This is a genomic window from Pseudomonas sp. FEN, assembly GCF_904067045.1.
Lineage (GTDB): Bacteria > Pseudomonadota > Gammaproteobacteria > Pseudomonadales > Pseudomonadaceae > Aquipseudomonas.
In genome coordinates, this window is sequence record NZ_CAJFDC010000011.1 from 1 (window position 1) to 15,855 (window position 15,855).

Here is a 15,855-nt window from a genome sequence, read left to right on the forward strand (position 1 = left end):
CATATAGTTTCCTTCCCATAAGAGCGCTTTCGCGCAGGTTGAGCACAGCGCATTAAAAACCTATAGACCAGCAACATGATATATTTTGCTTAGCCCCTTGCTCGATGCTATTGCGACTTGAGTGTCAATTTCTCAACACACAAGCAATGTACCTTGAACAAAATCAATGCACCACCAGCTATAGCTATTACCTGCCATTCACTGATAGAGATGCGAGCAAATACCTTGACTATATGAATCAACGAGATCAAACACACTTGCATCGCTGCCAGCACGGCTACCACTAGCAGACGGCTGAGGGTGTCATACGTTTGCGCAAGACTTGCAACTATCGACGACATGACCAGTGTACTTGTGCTTCCCAACCCAAATACGGCTGCAGCCAGTAGCAGAGAATCCTCGGTAGCGTTGCCAGCAAGCCAATACCCGATGGCGCAAAGGCGAGCAACGCCACGATTAATAGCCTCTCATCACAGACCCTCAACCGGGACAACAGCGCTACACTGGTCAAAACACCGAGGATATAGAATCCGGTAATGCCGGGGACACTGCCCCACCAATGCTGCGCATCAAGTCCCGCCCAATAATGGAGTGACAGATTGAAATAATTGGCCGCGAACGCTGCAAGCATATAGCAGCACAAGTTATAGATCGAAAGCGATTTACCGAGAACCAGCAGTTGTTTGATGCTGACACGCTGGGTCTTTGCAGTACCGACAAATGTGCTGAGGTAGAGCAAAGGCACAATTGTGGCAAATGCATAGGCTAGCGACAGCCAGACTCGGGACTGCTGCTCCGAGAGCCAGCCCAGAGCGGCATACCAGACCAGAGATTCAATATTGATGATCAGCACCAACACCGATGCAAGCAATTTGCCGTGTTCTCCCTTGGAGACCTCGCGCATCGCAAAATAGAAACTCGATGAGGCAATAAGCCCCGAGCACAGCGCTTCTGGAATAGTCCACACAATACCGGTCGACAATACGCAGAGCACCAGTAGTATCTTGACCACCAGGGCCACCTGCACTACTCGCTCACAACTAGCCCCCATTAGAGGAACCAACACTACTGCCAGACAGCCCGACAAATAGAATGCCAGAATTCCCTGAGAGGTGAAGGTAATACTGGTAATGCTCAAGTAAAGCAGGGTGATTCCGCCATGAAGGGAAATCATGCCACACATAAACAATGCGAAGATAACTCTGACCTGAAGGTGAAATTTATTATTCATAATTTCTTTTCTTGAGGCGATAGGTATACTATCTTTTAGATCGAGACAAATCTCGATCCTACAAATATCAGTTGCCCCTCGCGTATTATCTGCAATCTCGGCTCAGGTTTCATGACTGCCTAGGAAATTCACGATTTGGTTTGGCACATATATCACTTTGGTCACTGCATACCCTTTCAGGGCATCAAATACTTTGTTTCGAGCCAGATCGACATCAATCAGCTCCTCACCTGTTCCCTCCATCAGATCGTCCATATATTTACCATTGATGTAGATCCGAGTCGCCCTGACATGGATCACCCGCGCCACGGGCCATTGTACATAGTCGATATTGTGATAGCCCAAACGTTCCCAGATTTCAGAACACACATGAGGGGCGAAGGGGAACAGGGCCTTCACAAAGTCGGCACCTATACGTTCGAAAAAATAGTCCTTTTGTTTCTCGGCCTGATTCAGGAACTCCATAAATGCAGCAATCGCGGTATTGAAGTTCAAGGTCACAAAGGACGCATCGACCTTGGATAGGGTTTTTCCCCACTGAATATCCAGCGGGTGCCGGTCCGAATCCGTAAATTGGTCGTGAGAAGCGTCGGATTCAAGACCGTCGGTAAAAATGTTCAGCACCCTATTAAGGAACCGCTTACATCCCTTTATACCCTTGACATCCCACTTTTTACTCTGCCCGAGCGGCCCCATGAACATCATATAGATACGGAAGGTATCGACCCCGAACTCACGAATGATGTCGTCTGGTACGACCACGTTTAGAAGGGATTTTGACATTTTTGTATTGAAAACCTGTAACTCGTGATCGCTATTCCTTAACCAGTATTTGCCGGCCCGATACTCCGCTTCATCCACCGCTACTATCCGGCCGGTCCCATCCTTGAATGCATCGGCAGTCACCAACCCCTGATTATAGAGCGTCTTGAAGGGTTCATCGAAACTCACCAACCCGACATCGAAAAGCACCTTGTGCCAAAATCTGGCATAGAGCAGGTGCATGGTCGCATGGGCCGCCCCGCCAACATAAAGATCAACCTGCTTCCAGTACTCAACACTTGCGACAGAGAACGGTTCGGCCTCGTTATGCGGATCCATAAACCGCAGGAAATACCAACACGATCCAGCCCATCCAGGCATGGTGTCAGTGACCCGGTATAGCGGGTTATCCGCAGTATCTTTGCAGTTCACCCAGTCCTGCGCGCGCTGCATCGGACTGGTACCGTCGGCGCTTGGGAGGAAACTCTCGACCGTCGGCAACTCGATCGGCAGCTCTCCACGGCTAGCCGCAACCAAGTTACCGTGACGGTCCCGGTATAGTGGAAAAGGCTCACCCCAGTACCTCTGCCTAGAAAACAGCCAGTCGCGCATTCTGTAACGAACCCTGCTGACAGCCCCATGACTGCCTATGAGTTCGGCTTCGATCCGCGCACGAGCTTCGTATCTGGAGAGACCGCTAAAAACCCCGGAGTTTTTGAGGCAGTCCCGCATATCGACCTCATCGAGAACAGAAATGTGGGGCAAACCAAATTGCTTGCACAAAGACGTGGCTTTAGGATCAGTTTCTGGAATAGAGAATATCGCCTGCTCTCTACCATCGAACGTCAGGTAGTTGACGACATAAATGGGCAGCAGTGCTCCCGTCAGTGGATGACGTACGTGGCGCTGCAAAGACAGGCCGTCTACCGTGACCTTTGGATCCTGCAAGTCGGCAATCCGGGTGAAGAGGTCACTGTCATGAACCCGGCAAAGCTCTTTTACGTAGGGGTGTTCAGTACACAGAAATACGGCGTTGGTGCCATAAAGTGTTTCGGCTTCTGAGACAAACAAAGTGAGAGAACTGGCTGCGTCCTCCCGCACGAGGAGATCGATATCGATACCCTCGGTACGCCCGATCCAATCACGCTGCATTTTTTTGACTGATTCCGGCCAATCAAGCTGATCCAAATCTGCTAACAAGCGCTCAGCGTATTCAGTGATTTTCACCATCCATTGCTTTAGCGGCTTTTTGATGCAGGGGTGATCACCACGCTCAGAACGCCCATCAATAACCTCTTCGTTCGCCAGAACAGTTTGAAGGGCCTCACACCACCAAACATTTTCCTCTTTCTCATACACCAAACCACGCTCATACAATTTGAGAAAAAGAAACAGAGTCCACCGATAGTATTTTTTATCAGATGTATTGATTTCCCGGTCCCAGTCATAGCTTAAGCCCATCAGCATAAGCTGTCGCTTGAAGTTCTGGCAGTTTGTCCGTGTCACTTCGGAGGGGTGCACACCGGTCTTTATCGCATATTGCTCTGCAGGCAAGCCGAATGCATCCCAGCCCATAGGGTGCAGCACGTTGAATCCTTCCATTCTTTTTTTGCGCGCAACAATATCTGTTCCGATGTAACCGACGGCATGACCAACATGCAAACCATGGCCCGACGGATAGGGAAACATATCAAGCACATAATAAGGAGGCTTATCGACAAAATTATCGACGGCGAATACATTACCTTCCGCCCAGCGCCGCTGCCACTTACTTCTAAACTGATCGTTATCCATATCGGACCACCACGCTTTTCCAAAAGCTTTTATGGATTCGTCGCACAAAAATGAAAATGGCTACACGCCAAATCGTTTCGCACGGATAAACTTTTCGTCTATGAAAAACACTCTAGATGTAGAAAAAACACTCTGTCAACCGCTAATTTGACAGCAAAACAATAAGCACAGCCATCAACCATCTAGTTTTTACCAAGAAATAGCTCTATATCGTGGGCAACATGCCGACCAGAGGGGCTGAGCCCTCGGAAACCATAATTTATTTCAGAGTATTTCCAAGTTGAGAAGTACTCAAGCCTTACGAAAATCACAACTGACCCGATACGTTTTTAAGACTAAGGAAGAAGCAATTTCCGCAACACTCAGCAAACCCGAGATAATCTATAAAGATATAGGAAAAGAGAAAACATTCTTGAGAAAACACACCAAATCTTGCAGGAAAACTCGCACAGCAAAGATCAAGAAATATGAGAAACATGAGGAGCGAATCGAGGTCGCACTCGACGTTAACTGCTAACCTCCAATGTTATGAATTGATTTATTCACCTGTTAATCCAGAGTTAATCGCCACTCACCAGCATCGCTCCGATTCTTCTGGAGATCCTGTATGCCGAATGCCCGCGCGCTCGTCCTCGGTAGCCTGTTCCTGGCCACTTCCCTTCCCGTGTTGTCCAATGCTGCCGAAGGGCCGGCCTATGGCGCGGAACTGCAAGGCTTCGAATACCCCTACCCGGTGCAACACTTCGCGTTCCAATCCCAGGGCAAGTCCCTGCAGATGGGCTACATGGATGTCCCGCCCAGCGGCAAGGCCAACGGCCGGAACATCGTGCTGATGCACGGCAAGAACTTCTGCGCCGCTACCTGGGACTCGTCGATCAAGGCCCTGAGCGACGCCGGCTACCGCGTGATCGCCGCGGACCAGATCGGTTTCTGCACCTCCAGCAAACCCGACAACTACCAGTACAGTTTCCAGCAACTGGCGAACAACACCCACGCCCTGCTGGAAAAACTCGGCATCGCGAAAACCCTGGTCCTGGGGCATTCCACCGGTGGCATGCTGGCCACCCGCTATGCCCTGCTCTACCCGCAACAGGTCGAACGCCTGGCGCTGGTCAACCCCATCGGCCTGGAGGACTGGAAAGCCCTCGGCGTACCTTACCGGACCGTCGATCAATGGAATGAGCGCGAGCTGAAACTCAATGCCGCGGGCATCCGCAATTACGAACGCACTACCTACTATGCCGGCCGCTGGAAACCCGAGTTCGAGCGCTGGGTCGATATGCTCGCCGGCCTCAACAAAGGTCCCGGTCACGTCGCGGTGGCCTGGAACTCGGCGCTGATCTACGACATGATCTTCACCCAGCCGGTCTATTACGAGTTCAAGGACCTGAAGATGCCCACCCTGTTGCTGATCGGCACCGCCGACACCACGGCCATCGGCAGTGATATCGCGCCACCCGAGGTCAAGGCGCGCCTCGGTCACTACGACATGCTGGGCAAGCAGGTGGCGAAACTGATCCCGCAATCAACCCTGGTGGAGTTCCCCGGACTGGGCCACGCGCCGCAGATGGAAGAACCGGCACGCTTCCACAAGGCCCTGCTCGGTTGGCTTGCCAGCAAACAATAATGAGGAAACAGCGCATGACCCTACGGATCGCGGTAATCGATGACTGGCAAGGCGTGGCCGCCGAGGCCGTGGACTGGAGTGCCTTGAGCCACGTGGGCCAGGTGAGTTTTCTCCACGACTACCCGGCCGATACCGCCACCATGGCCGAGCGCCTGGGCGGTTTCGAAGTGATCTGCGTGATGCGCGAGCGCAGCCCGTTCAACGAGGCGCTGCTGCGCCAACTGCCGCGCCTGAAGCTGCTGGTGACCGGCGGCATGCGCAATGCCGCCCTCGATATCAAGGCCGCCAATGCCCTCGGTATCCAGGTCTGCGGTACCGACAGCTACAAGCACGCGGCACCGGAGCTGACCTGGGCGCTGATCATGGCCGCCAATCGCAATCTCCTCAAGGAGGCCAACGCGCTGCGCGCCGGACACTGGCAGCAGGGCCTGGGCGGCGACCTGTATGGCAAGACCCTGGGCATTCTCGGCCTGGGCAGCATCGGCCAGCGCGTCGCCGGCTACGGCAAGGCATTCGGCATGCGGGTCATCGCCTGGAGCGAGAACCTTAGCGCCGAACGAGCCGCCGAATCCGCCGTGGAGTACGTCAGCAAGGCCGAACTGTTCAGTCAGGCCGACCTGCTCTCCGTGCACCTGGTGCTCAGCGAACGCTCCCGCGGCCTGGTGGACGCCCAGGCGCTGAGCTGGATGAAGCCCTCGGCCTACCTGATCAACACCGCGCGCGGGCCGATCGTCGACGAACAGGCGCTGATCAGCGCACTTGAATGCGGCAAGCTGGCCGGCGCCGCCCTCGACGTCTTCGAACAGGAACCGTTGCCGGCCAACCACCCGTTCCGCACCCTGGACAACGTCCTGGCAACGCCCCACGTCGGCTACGTCAGCCAGAACAACTACCGGCTGTTCTACAACCAGATGATCGAAGACATCCAGGCCTGGGCCAGCGGCCAGCCGATCCGGCTGCTGAGTTAAGCACCTGTCGGCCCGCCTGGAGCCATAAATAAGCACCTCCATCCCAGCCCCGCGCCTTCGTTTACTCGCTCCTGAAGTGTCGTCACCTCCGACGGCACGCTCAGGAGAACGCGCATGACCCGAACGCCCTTCGAACTCGGCGGCTGGAGCCAGACCCTCAGCCGCGAACCCCTGCCGCATTTCACCCAGATGATGTACGGCATGGTGACCAACCTCGACGGCCTGACCACCGGCACCGCCGGCACCCCCGGCTGGAGCCCCGCCACGTCAACCGCCCCGCGTCCGCACGATTACACCGGCAAGGTACTCTGGACCTACGGCGGCGGCCTCTGCTCGCCGAAAGCCAAGCCCGCCAACCAGGACGAGATCGATCTCATCGTCAACGCGACCCTCGACAAAGGCTGGGATGGCGTCGACTTCGACGACGAGTGCCAGATGAACATCCCGAACGTCATCACGGCCATGAGGATCCTCAAGCGGCAGGGCAAACAGACCCGCTTCGGCTTTATCTCGGGCTACACCTACAACACTCCCACCAGCAGCAACGGCATGGCCCTGAACGACAAGGTGCGGCAAGTGGTGCAATCCGGACATTGCGACCAGCTCGTGCACTATTGCTACGCCAGCCGGATGTGGACCGATGCCGAAATCGAGCGCTATGTGGGACAGTCCCTGGAGCGCACCCTCGCCCATGGTGCAAATACCGGACAACTGATCCTGGCGCTGACCAGCCGTGGCCTGACCGATCACAACCTGCGGCTGTTCCTCGACCAGGTGATCCAGAAACAGATCGGCGGGCTCTATATCTGGGCGTACCATCAACTGCTGCCCAGCCATCAATGCACCATCCTTGAGCGCCTGGGCTTCGAACCTGCGCCAGCGGGGTGCGGCCGTTCCGGGACGATCGTCCATGACCCGCTGTGACATAGATCAACCGCGCTGTATTTTTCCGACATTCGTCTAAACAACGCCTCTCACGGCGGCGACATCTCTCCTACACTGACTTCGGGCCTGCCGACCGCTCAGTCATTTCGCTGCAAAAAAGTCGAAACTTCTGAAACAGCGGTCGGTCAGGTTAAAGGTAGGGCCTCTGTTCCGGGTGTTTTGCGGGCAGTTGCTCCCCCACTCTTTCTTGCCTCCGTGCGACGGGCACTCTTGGCCCTGCCGCACGGAAACAGCGTGTCCGACCAAAGGAAGGGGTTTGGGCACACTGTGTGAAAGAAGAACCAGATCAAATAAAATGGGAGAGACACATGATCAGCGCTGCGTTGGGAACTCAGGAAGAGCATTTTAATCAGGCCAGCGAAGCAGTCCCCGTGTCAGCTCCCTTGGCGGGAGGAAAAGCCGTATTGACGGCAACTGCTGTCAATTCCAACAAGAAAAAGGTCCTGTTCGTCACCTCCGAATTCGCCGATCTGGTCAAGACCGGCGGCCTCGGCGATGTGTCCGCGGCCCTGCCACGGGCCATGCATCACCTGCACGATGTGCGGGTGCTGATCCCTGGCTACCCGCAGGTGATGCAGAGCGACAACCCGATCCATATCATCGGCGAGCTGGGTGGCCACGCCGCGCTGCCGCCGTGCAAGATCGGACGCATGGACCTGCCCGACGGCCTGGTGATCTACGTGCTGATCTGCCCTGAGCTCTACGAGCGCGATGGCACGCCCTATGGTGCCAACAACGGTCGCGACTGGCCGGACAATCACATCCGCTTCGCCCGCCTGGGCCTGGCGGCGGCCGATATCGCCGCCAACCTGGCCCAGATCCACTGGACCCCGGACCTGGTCCACGCCCACGACTGGCCGGCCGGCCTCGCCCCGGCCTATATGCATTGGCGCGGCCAGCGCACCCCGACGCTGTTCACCATTCACAACCTCGCCTACCAGGGCGTGGTCAGCCTCGCCTGTTGCCCGGAGCTGGGGATCCCGCCCCATGCCCTGCAGCAGGAAGGCATGGAGTTCTACGGCAAACTGTCGTTCCTCAAGGCCGGCATGGCCTACTCCAGTCATATCACCACGGTGAGTGCCACCTACGCCGAGGAAATCACTACGCCGCAATTCGGTTGTGGCCTGGACGGCTTTCTCGCCAGCAAGACCCATCAGGGCCTGCTCAGCGGCATTCCCAACGGCATCGACGAAAGCTGGGACGCGGCCACCGACAGCCACCTGGTCCACCCCTTCACCCCGGGTGACTGGGAAGGCAAGGCGGTCAACGCCAGCCACGTGCGGACCCTGTTCGGCCTCGATCCCTCGAACGGACCGCTGTTTGCGGTGGTCTCGCGGCTGGTCTACCAGAAAGGCCTGGACCTGACCGAAGCGGTCAGCGAAATGATCGTGAATGAAGGCGGCCAGATCGCGATCATCGGCCGTGGCGAACCGGAAGAAGAACAGGCCATGCGCCAACTGGCCCTGCGCTTTCCCGGCCGGGTGGGGGTGCGCATCGGCTTCAACGAGACCGATGCCCGGCGCATGTTCGCCGGTAGCGACTTCCTGCTGATGCCCTCACGCTATGAACCTTGCGGCCTGAGCCAGATGTACGCCCAGCGCTTCGGCTCGCTGCCGGTGGCGCGCAACACCGGAGGGCTGGCCGACACCATCGAGAACGGCGTCACCGGCTTCCTCTTCGACGAGTCCACCGTGGAAAGCTATGCGCAGGCATTGCGTCGGGCGTTCAAGGTGTTCGCCTACCCGCCGCTACTCAATGCCATGCGCTGCCGCGCCATGGCCGCGCCGTTCAACTGGTGCAAGGCCGTAGAGCCCTACGCCGAGCTGTACCAGAACCTGGTCGCCAAGTCCCGGAGTCGGTCGGGCCAGCACTGAAGAGGCCTTCATAGATGCCGTCACGGACTCTGGAAACCTGGCCTCATGGCGCGATCCTGCTGGACGCGGAACACACCCGCTTTGCATTGTGGGCACCGGACGCCTACTACGTCAGCGTCGAACTGCAGGATGGCCGCTCTCTGGCCATGCTACCGCAGCACAACGGCTGGTTTGTCCTTGAAGCACGCTGCCCGGCCGGCAGCCAATATCGCTACTGCATCGACGGCGAGCAACCGGTGCCCGACCCGGCCTCCCGGCGCCAAGCCCTGGGGGTGCACGGGCCGAGCCAGGTGGTCGATTCCCTGGCCTATCACTGGCGGCACAAGGAATGGCCCGGTCGGCCCTGGCATGAAGCGGTGATCTACGAGCTGCACGTCGGTGTCCTCGGCGGCTATCGCCAGGTGGAAAGCCAACTGGCGCGCCTGGCCGGACTGGGGGTCACCGCCATCGAGTTGATGCCCCTGGGCCAATTTCCCGGTGAACGCAACTGGGGCTACGACGGCGTGCAACCCTATGCGCCGCAGGCCTCCTACGGTTCGCCCGAGGACCTCAAGCACTTGATCGACAGTGCTCACGGTCATGGCCTTATGGTGCTGCTGGACGTGGTCTACAACCACTTCGGCCCGGACGGCAATTACCTCGGCCAATACGCCCGCGACTTCTTCCGCGATGACCAGCAAACCCCCTGGGGCGCGGCCATCGACTTCCGCCGCCGCGAAGTCCGTGATTTTTTCATCGACAACGCGCTGATGTGGCTGCTGGAATACCGCTTCGACGGCCTGCGCCTGGATGCCGTGCACGCGATCAACGACAGCGGCTTCCTCCACGAACTGGCGCAAGCGGTGCGCCAACAGGTGGACCCGGCGCGCCACGTCTGGCTGACCCTGGAAAACGAACGCAACCAGGCCAGCCTGCTGGAGGAGGCCTTTGACGCCCAGTGGAACGATGATGGCCACAACGCCCTGCACGTCCTGCTGACCGGCGAGACCGCCGCCTATTATGCCGACTACGCCCGGGAGACCACCGCCAAGCTGGCCCGCTGCCTGAGCCAGGGCTTCGTTTTCCAGGGGCACTCCAACCGTCACGGCCATAGCCGCGGCGAACCCAGCGCGCACCTGCCGCCCAGCGCCTTCGTGTTGTTCCTGCAGAACCACGATCAGATCGGCAACCGGGCCCTCGGTGAAAGGCTCAATCAGCTCTGTCCGGCCCCGGCCCTGAAGGCCGCCACGGTGTTGCTGCTGTTGTCACCGATGATCCCGCTGCTGTTCATGGGCGATGAAACCGGCGCCCGCGAACCGTTCCTGTTCTTCACCGACCACCACGGTGAACTGGCTGACGCCGTGCGCGAAGGTCGCCGCGCGGAATTCGCCGAGTTCCCGGACTTTGCCGATCCCCGCCGCCGGGCGTTGATCCCCGACCCGAACGCAGAGGCCACCTTCAACGACTCGCGCCCCGACCTGAACGAGGCGAGCGACGATTTGATCCGCCAGGCAAGCCTAAGGCTCTACCGCCAATTGCTGGAATTGCGCCACCGCGAAATCATTCCCCGACTCCCCGGCGCCCAGGCCCTGGGCTGCGATGTACTGGCCGACGGCGCGCTCAGCGCACGCTGGCGAATGGGCGATGGCAGCCTGCTGCGTATCGACCTCAACCTCAGTGCCGAGTCGATCCGCCACAGCCCGCCCACCGAGGCCCGCTTGTTGTTCGAAAGCACCGCCGGCGCCAGTCGCCAACTCGACGAAGGCCATCTGGCCCCCTACTGCGCGCTGGTTACCCTGACCCCCGGGGACGTCATGCAGTCACCCACCGGAGAGCAACCATGAGCGATGCGCAACTGGAAATACTCGCCAGCCGGGCCGGCCTGGCCGTCGATTGGATCGACGCCAATGGCCGGCCACAGAAAGTCCGGCCCGAGGTCTTGCGCAAGGTCCTCGCAGGGCTGGGGCACCCCGCCGACAGCACACAGGCCATTGAAAGCAGCTTGCTCGAACTGCAACTCACGCAGCAACAGCAACACCTGCCACCGCTGCTGACCGCGGACCTCGGCAAGGGCCTGGACCTGGCCCACTATTTCACCGCCGGTACGGCCTGCGAAGTGCATCTGGAAAGCGGCGCGGTCCTGCACTTGCATCTGGACCAGGACGCCGTGCTGCCGGGCAAGATTCCCCTGGGCTACCAGACCGTGCATATCGCCGGCCAGCGCTTTACCCTCGCCGTGGCCCCGGCGCAGTGCCACAGCATCGCGGCGGCCACCGATACCGCGACACCCCGCGCCTGGGGCCTGACAGTCCAGCTCTATGCCCTGCAACGAGCGGGCGATGGCGGTTTCGGTGACAGCCTGGCCCTGGAGAACCTGGTTCGAGCCGCCGGCGAACGTGGCGCCGACGCCCTGGCGATCAGCCCGCTGCATGCCATGTTCAGCTGTGACCCGCAACGCTACAGCCCCTATTCGCCGTCCAGTCGGTTGTTCCTCAACAGTCTCTATGCGGCACCGGAAGCGATTCTCGGCGAACAGGCCCTGCACCAGGCCATCAGCAGCGCCGGGCTGGCCGATGAACTGCGGCAGCTGGAAGCGTTACCCTTGATCGACTGGCCCCGTGCCGCCCGCGCCAAGCAGCGCCTGCTGCGCGCGCTGTACGACGGGTTTCGCCTGGATACTCAGCCACTGGCCACGGACTTCGCGCATTTTCGCCAGGCGGGTGGCGAAGCCCTGGAGAATCACTGCCGCTTCGAAGCCCTGCAAGCCGCCTGTGCGGCACGCGGCGAGAGCACTGACTGGCGGCATTGGCCCGCGGCCTGGCACCACCCCGACAACCCGGCCCTCGCCAGCTTCGCCGAGGAACAGGCCGAAGAGATCGGTTTCTACGCCTTCGGCCAATGGCTGATCGCCCGCTGCCTCGAGCGCGCACAACAAACCGCCCGGGACAACGGCATGGGCATTGGCCTGATCGCCGACCTCGCCGTCGGCGCCGACGGCGGTGGCAGCCAGGCCTGGAGCCGGCAGGACGAATTGCTGGCCGAACTTACCGTCGGCGCACCACCGGATATCCTCAATCGCAGCGGGCAAAGCTGGGGCATCTCGGCCTTCGCCCCGGAAGGTCTGAAGCGCCATGGCTTCAGGGCCTTTATCGAAATGCTGCGGGCCAACTTCGCCCATGCCGGGGGCCTGCGTATCGACCATGTGATGGGCCTGCAGCGGCTCTGGGTGATCCCCCTCGGCTCACCGCCGAGCGACGGCGCCTACCTGTATTATCCGCTGGACGACCTGTTGCGTCTGCTGAGCCTGGAGTCCGCGCGCCACCAGGCGGTGGTGCTCGGCGAAGACCTCGGCACGGTCCCCGACGGCCTGCGGGAAAAGCTCGGTGCCCGGGCCATCCTCGGCATGCGCGTGCTGTTGTTCGAGCAGGAATACGGCCATCGTTTCCGCCCCATACTCGACTGGCCGGACGATGCCCTGGCCACCACCAGCACCCACGACCTGCCGACCCTCAATGGCTGGTGGCACGCCCGGGACATTGACTGGAACATCCAGCTCGGACTGATCGACACCGACACCGCCGAATACTGGCGCGAAACCCGCGAACGCGAACGCGAGGGCCTGCATCGTGCCTTGAGCAACGATCCGCAGAATTTCCGCGATGAGTCCCAGCAAACCGACCAGATACTGGACGCCAGCGTGCGCTTCCTCGGCCATACCCGGGCGCCACTGGTGTTGTTGCCGCTGGAGGATGCCCTGGGCGTCGAAGAACAGGCCAACCTGCCGGGGACCATCGACAGTCACCCCAACTGGCGCCGGCGCCTACCGGGTGACAGCGCTCGCTTGCTCGACGATGTCGACGCCGCGCGCCGCCTGGAACTGCTGGCCTGTGCCCGGCTCCAGGCGGCCGAGCGTGACCGATGAATCCGCCATTGCGTGCCACCGTGCGCCTGCAGTTTCATAAAGACTTCAGCCTCGATGCCGCCATACCGCTGGTGCCCTACTTCGCGCGACTGGGCATCAGTCATCTCTACGCCTCGCCGCTGCTCACCGCTCGCGACGGCTCGCTGCACGGCTACGATGTGGTCGACCCGACCCGGGTCAACCCGCAACTGGGCGGCGAACCGGCCTTGCGACGCCTGGTGCGGACCCTGCGCCAACACGATATGGGGCTGATCCTCGACATCGTGTCCAATCACATGGCCGTCGGCGGCGCGGACAACCCCTGGTGGCTGGACCTGCTGGAATGGGGACGGCTGAGCCCCTATGGCGAGTTCTTCGATATCCAATGGCACTCGCCCGACCCGCTGCTCGAAGGGCAACTGCTGATGCCGTTCCTGGACAATGACTACGGCGTGGCCTTGCAGGAAGGCAGCATTCCCTTATGTTTCGACGCCGAGCACGGCAGCTTCCATGTCGAGCATTACCAGCACCGCTTTCCCATCTGTCCACGGGATTACGCACAGATACTGGCCAACATCCCGCAACTGGAAACCCTGGCCGGGCACTTCAAGGCCCTGAACAGCCTGCCCGACGCCTATGCCCAGGCGCAGGTCCTGCGCGCGGAACTGGCGCAACGCCGCGATCTGCATGAAGCCATCGAACAGAGCCTGGCGCGCTACGACTCGCGACAGCCCGAAGGCTTGCAGCGCCTGCACTGGCTGCTGGAGCGCCAGCACTACCGCCTCGCCAGTTGGCGCACCGCCGCCGACGATATCAATTGGCGGCGCTTCTTCGATGTCAATGAACTGGGTGGCCTGCGGGTCGAGCGCCCGGCGGTGTTCGAGGCCACCCACCAGAAAATCTTCCAGCTCATCGAGGAAGGCTTGGTGGACGGCCTGCGTATCGACCATATCGACGGCCTCGCCGACCCGCGCGGTTACTGCCGCAAACTGCGTCGACGGGTCGACCGCCTGGCCCCCGGACGGCACCTGCCGATCTATGTGGAAAAGATCCTCGGCCAGGGCGAAACCCTGCACCCTGACTGGCAGGTGGACGGCACCACCGGCTACGAATTCATGGATCAACTGTCGTTGCTGCAACACGATCCGCGTGGCGAACCGCCGTTGACCGAGCTCTGGACCCGTTTGAGCGAGCGCCCCGGCGAGTTCGCCGAGGAAGCCCGGCTGGCCCGCCAGCAGATCCTCGCCGGTTCCCTGGCCGGCGACTGCGAAAGCGTGGCCCAGGCCCTGTTGCAAGTGGCCCGGGACGACCTGATGAGCCGCGACCTGACGCTCGGGGCGCTGCGGCGGGCCTTGCAGGCGCTGATCGTGCACTATCCGGTGTACCGCACCTATATCAATGCCCTGGGCCGCCCGACCCAGGACGAAGCGTTTTTCCAGCAGGCCCTGGCTGGCGCCCGCACCACCCTCGGCGAAGCCGACTGGCCGGTGCTCGAGTACCTGCAACAATGGCTCGGTGGACAACCCTGGCGCGAGCGCGCGCTGGGACGTCCGCGCAAACTGCTCAAGCATGCCTGCGTGCGGTTCCAGCAACTGACCTCGCCGACGGCCGCCAAGGCCGTGGAAGATACGGCGTTCTATCGCTCGGCGGTGCTGCTCTCGCGCAACGACGTGGGCTTTTGCGCCGAACGCTTCAGTGCGCCGGTGGAAGAGTTCCACGCGACCAACCGACAGCGCCTGGAAAGCTTCCCGGACAACCTGTTGACCAGCGCCACCCATGACCACAAACGTGGCGAAGACAGCCGCGCGCGCCTGGCGGTGCTGAGCGAGTATGCTCCGTGGTACGTCGAACAGGTGCAACGCTTTCGCGAACTGGCCCAAGCGCTGCGCGGCGATCCCCTGGCGCCCTCGGCGGCGGACGAGTTGATCCTCTATCAGGCACTGCTGGGCAGTTGGCCGCTGACGCTGTCGAGCGACGATGCGCCCGGCCTGCGCGATTACGCCGAGCGTCTGTGGCAATGGCAATGCAAGGCTTTGCGCGAAGCCAAGCTGAACAGCAGTTGGAATGCACCGAACGATGCCTATGAACAGGCCTGCCGCGATTTTCTCGAGGCGCTGCTGACCCGCCCCGTCGGCCTGGCACTGCGCAGCGCCCTGCTGGCGGCGGTGGAAAAGATCGCGCCGGCCGGCGCGCTCAACAGTCTGGCCCAGTGTTTGCTGCGCATGACCGTACCGGGTGTGCCGGACCTGTACCAGGGCAACGAGTTCTGGGACTTCAGCCTGGTGGACCCGGACAATCGCCGGCCGGTGGACTTCGCCGCCCGGCAACGGGCGCTGGAGCATCCAGCGTCATCGCAGGGACTGCTGACGGATTGGCGCAGCGGCCGCCTCAAACAAGCCTTGATTGCCCGTACGCTGGCGGTGCGGGCCGAACATGGGAGGGTCTTCAGTCGTGGCGATTATCAACCGTTGGAAGTGCTCGGCGAGCAGGCCGAACACGTGCTGGCCTTTATGCGTAGCGCGTCGACGCAGCGGGTCATCGTGATCGTGCCCAGGCAGGCGGCCAGACTTCTGGCACATGCTCACCTGCCACGGGTACAGGCACCGGTTTGGGGCGATACGCGGGTCAAACTGCCGTTCGCCGCACCGGATTGCAAATTAAAGGGACTTTTTTCGATGTGCGCAGTCACACCCCATAGCGAGCTGATGGTCGGTGCGGCACTCGGAGATTTCCCGGTTAATCTCTTTACCCAAACTTGAGTTCAGGAGCATGGC

The 15,855-nt window shown here is 60.3% G+C and carries 9 protein-coding genes; 7 read left to right on the forward strand and 2 right to left on the reverse strand.

All coding sequences use genetic code 11. From position 1 onward, the window contains the following. Positions 1 to 328: 328 nt before the first annotated feature. Positions 329 to 1,231 carry a hypothetical protein gene (locus PFEN_RS11735; protein ID WP_191487005.1) on the reverse strand — a complete coding sequence of 301 codons (903 nt, stop codon included), beginning with the start codon at positions 1,229 to 1,231 and terminating at the stop codon, positions 329 to 331. 102 nt (positions 1,232 to 1,333) lie between these two features. Then, positions 1,334 to 3,787 (reverse strand): leucine--tRNA ligase, encoded by a 2,454-nt coding sequence (gene leuS, locus PFEN_RS11740; protein ID WP_191487006.1) that lies wholly within the window; start codon positions 3,785 to 3,787, stop codon positions 1,334 to 1,336. A 607-nt stretch (positions 3,788 to 4,394) separates the two neighbouring features. Here leuS and PFEN_RS11745 point away from each other — a divergent pair. The 7 genes from PFEN_RS11745 to PFEN_RS11775 all read left to right on the forward strand — a co-directional run bounded on the left by PFEN_RS11745 (position 4,395) and on the right by PFEN_RS11775 (position 15,840). After that, entirely contained in the window at positions 4,395 to 5,414 is a 1,020-nt protein-coding gene (locus PFEN_RS11745; RefSeq protein ID WP_191487007.1) for an alpha/beta fold hydrolase, read from the forward strand. 14 nt (positions 5,415 to 5,428) lie between these two features. After that, entirely contained in the window at positions 5,429 to 6,382 is a 954-nt protein-coding gene (locus tag PFEN_RS11750; protein ID WP_191487008.1) for a D-2-hydroxyacid dehydrogenase family protein, read from the forward strand. Between the two features lie 114 nt (positions 6,383 to 6,496). Next, positions 6,497 to 7,306 carry a hypothetical protein gene (locus PFEN_RS11755; RefSeq protein WP_224770948.1) on the forward strand — a complete coding sequence of 270 codons (810 nt, stop codon included), beginning with the start codon at positions 6,497 to 6,499 and terminating at the stop codon, positions 7,304 to 7,306. Between the two features lie 329 nt (positions 7,307 to 7,635). After that, positions 7,636 to 9,201, forward strand: coding sequence for a glycogen synthase GlgA (gene glgA / locus PFEN_RS11760; RefSeq protein WP_191487009.1), 1,566 nt, complete (start codon positions 7,636 to 7,638; stop codon positions 9,199 to 9,201). 14 nt (positions 9,202 to 9,215) lie between these two features. Further along, positions 9,216 to 11,024 carry a malto-oligosyltrehalose trehalohydrolase gene (gene treZ / locus PFEN_RS11765; RefSeq protein ID WP_191487010.1) on the forward strand — a complete coding sequence of 603 codons (1,809 nt, stop codon included), beginning with the start codon at positions 9,216 to 9,218 and terminating at the stop codon, positions 11,022 to 11,024. Beyond that, entirely contained in the window at positions 11,021 to 13,102 is a 2,082-nt protein-coding gene (gene malQ, locus PFEN_RS11770) for a 4-alpha-glucanotransferase (protein WP_191487011.1), read from the forward strand. The genes treZ and malQ overlap by 4 nt, the downstream gene beginning before the upstream one ends. Then, entirely contained in the window at positions 13,099 to 15,840 is a 2,742-nt protein-coding gene (locus PFEN_RS11775) for a malto-oligosyltrehalose synthase (protein ID WP_191487012.1), read from the forward strand. The genes malQ and PFEN_RS11775 overlap by 4 nt, the downstream gene beginning before the upstream one ends. Positions 15,841 to 15,855 lie beyond the last annotated feature (15 nt).

Bases quoted from the DNA above. Each gene is read 5' to 3' on its own strand.
- PFEN_RS11750 (WP_191487008.1), top strand. From the start codon at position 5,429: ATGACCCTACGGATCGCGGTAATCGATGACTGGCAAGGCGTGGCCGCC.
- glgA (WP_191487009.1), top strand. From the start codon at position 7,636: ATGATCAGCGCTGCGTTGGGAACTCAGGAAGAGCATTTTAATCAGGCC.
- leuS (WP_191487006.1), bottom strand. From the start codon at position 3,787: ATGGATAACGATCAGTTTAGAAGTAAGTGGCAGCGGCGCTGGGCGGAA.
- malQ (WP_191487011.1), top strand. From the start codon at position 11,021: ATGAGCGATGCGCAACTGGAAATACTCGCCAGCCGGGCCGGCCTGGCC.
- PFEN_RS11735 (WP_191487005.1), bottom strand. From the start codon at position 1,231: ATGAATAATAAATTTCACCTTCAGGTCAGAGTTATCTTCGCATTGTTT.
- PFEN_RS11755 (WP_224770948.1), top strand. From the start codon at position 6,497: ATGACCCGAACGCCCTTCGAACTCGGCGGCTGGAGCCAGACCCTCAGC.
- PFEN_RS11775 (WP_191487012.1), top strand. From the start codon at position 13,099: ATGAATCCGCCATTGCGTGCCACCGTGCGCCTGCAGTTTCATAAAGAC.
- PFEN_RS11745 (WP_191487007.1), top strand. From the start codon at position 4,395: ATGCCGAATGCCCGCGCGCTCGTCCTCGGTAGCCTGTTCCTGGCCACT.
- treZ (WP_191487010.1), top strand. From the start codon at position 9,216: ATGCCGTCACGGACTCTGGAAACCTGGCCTCATGGCGCGATCCTGCTG.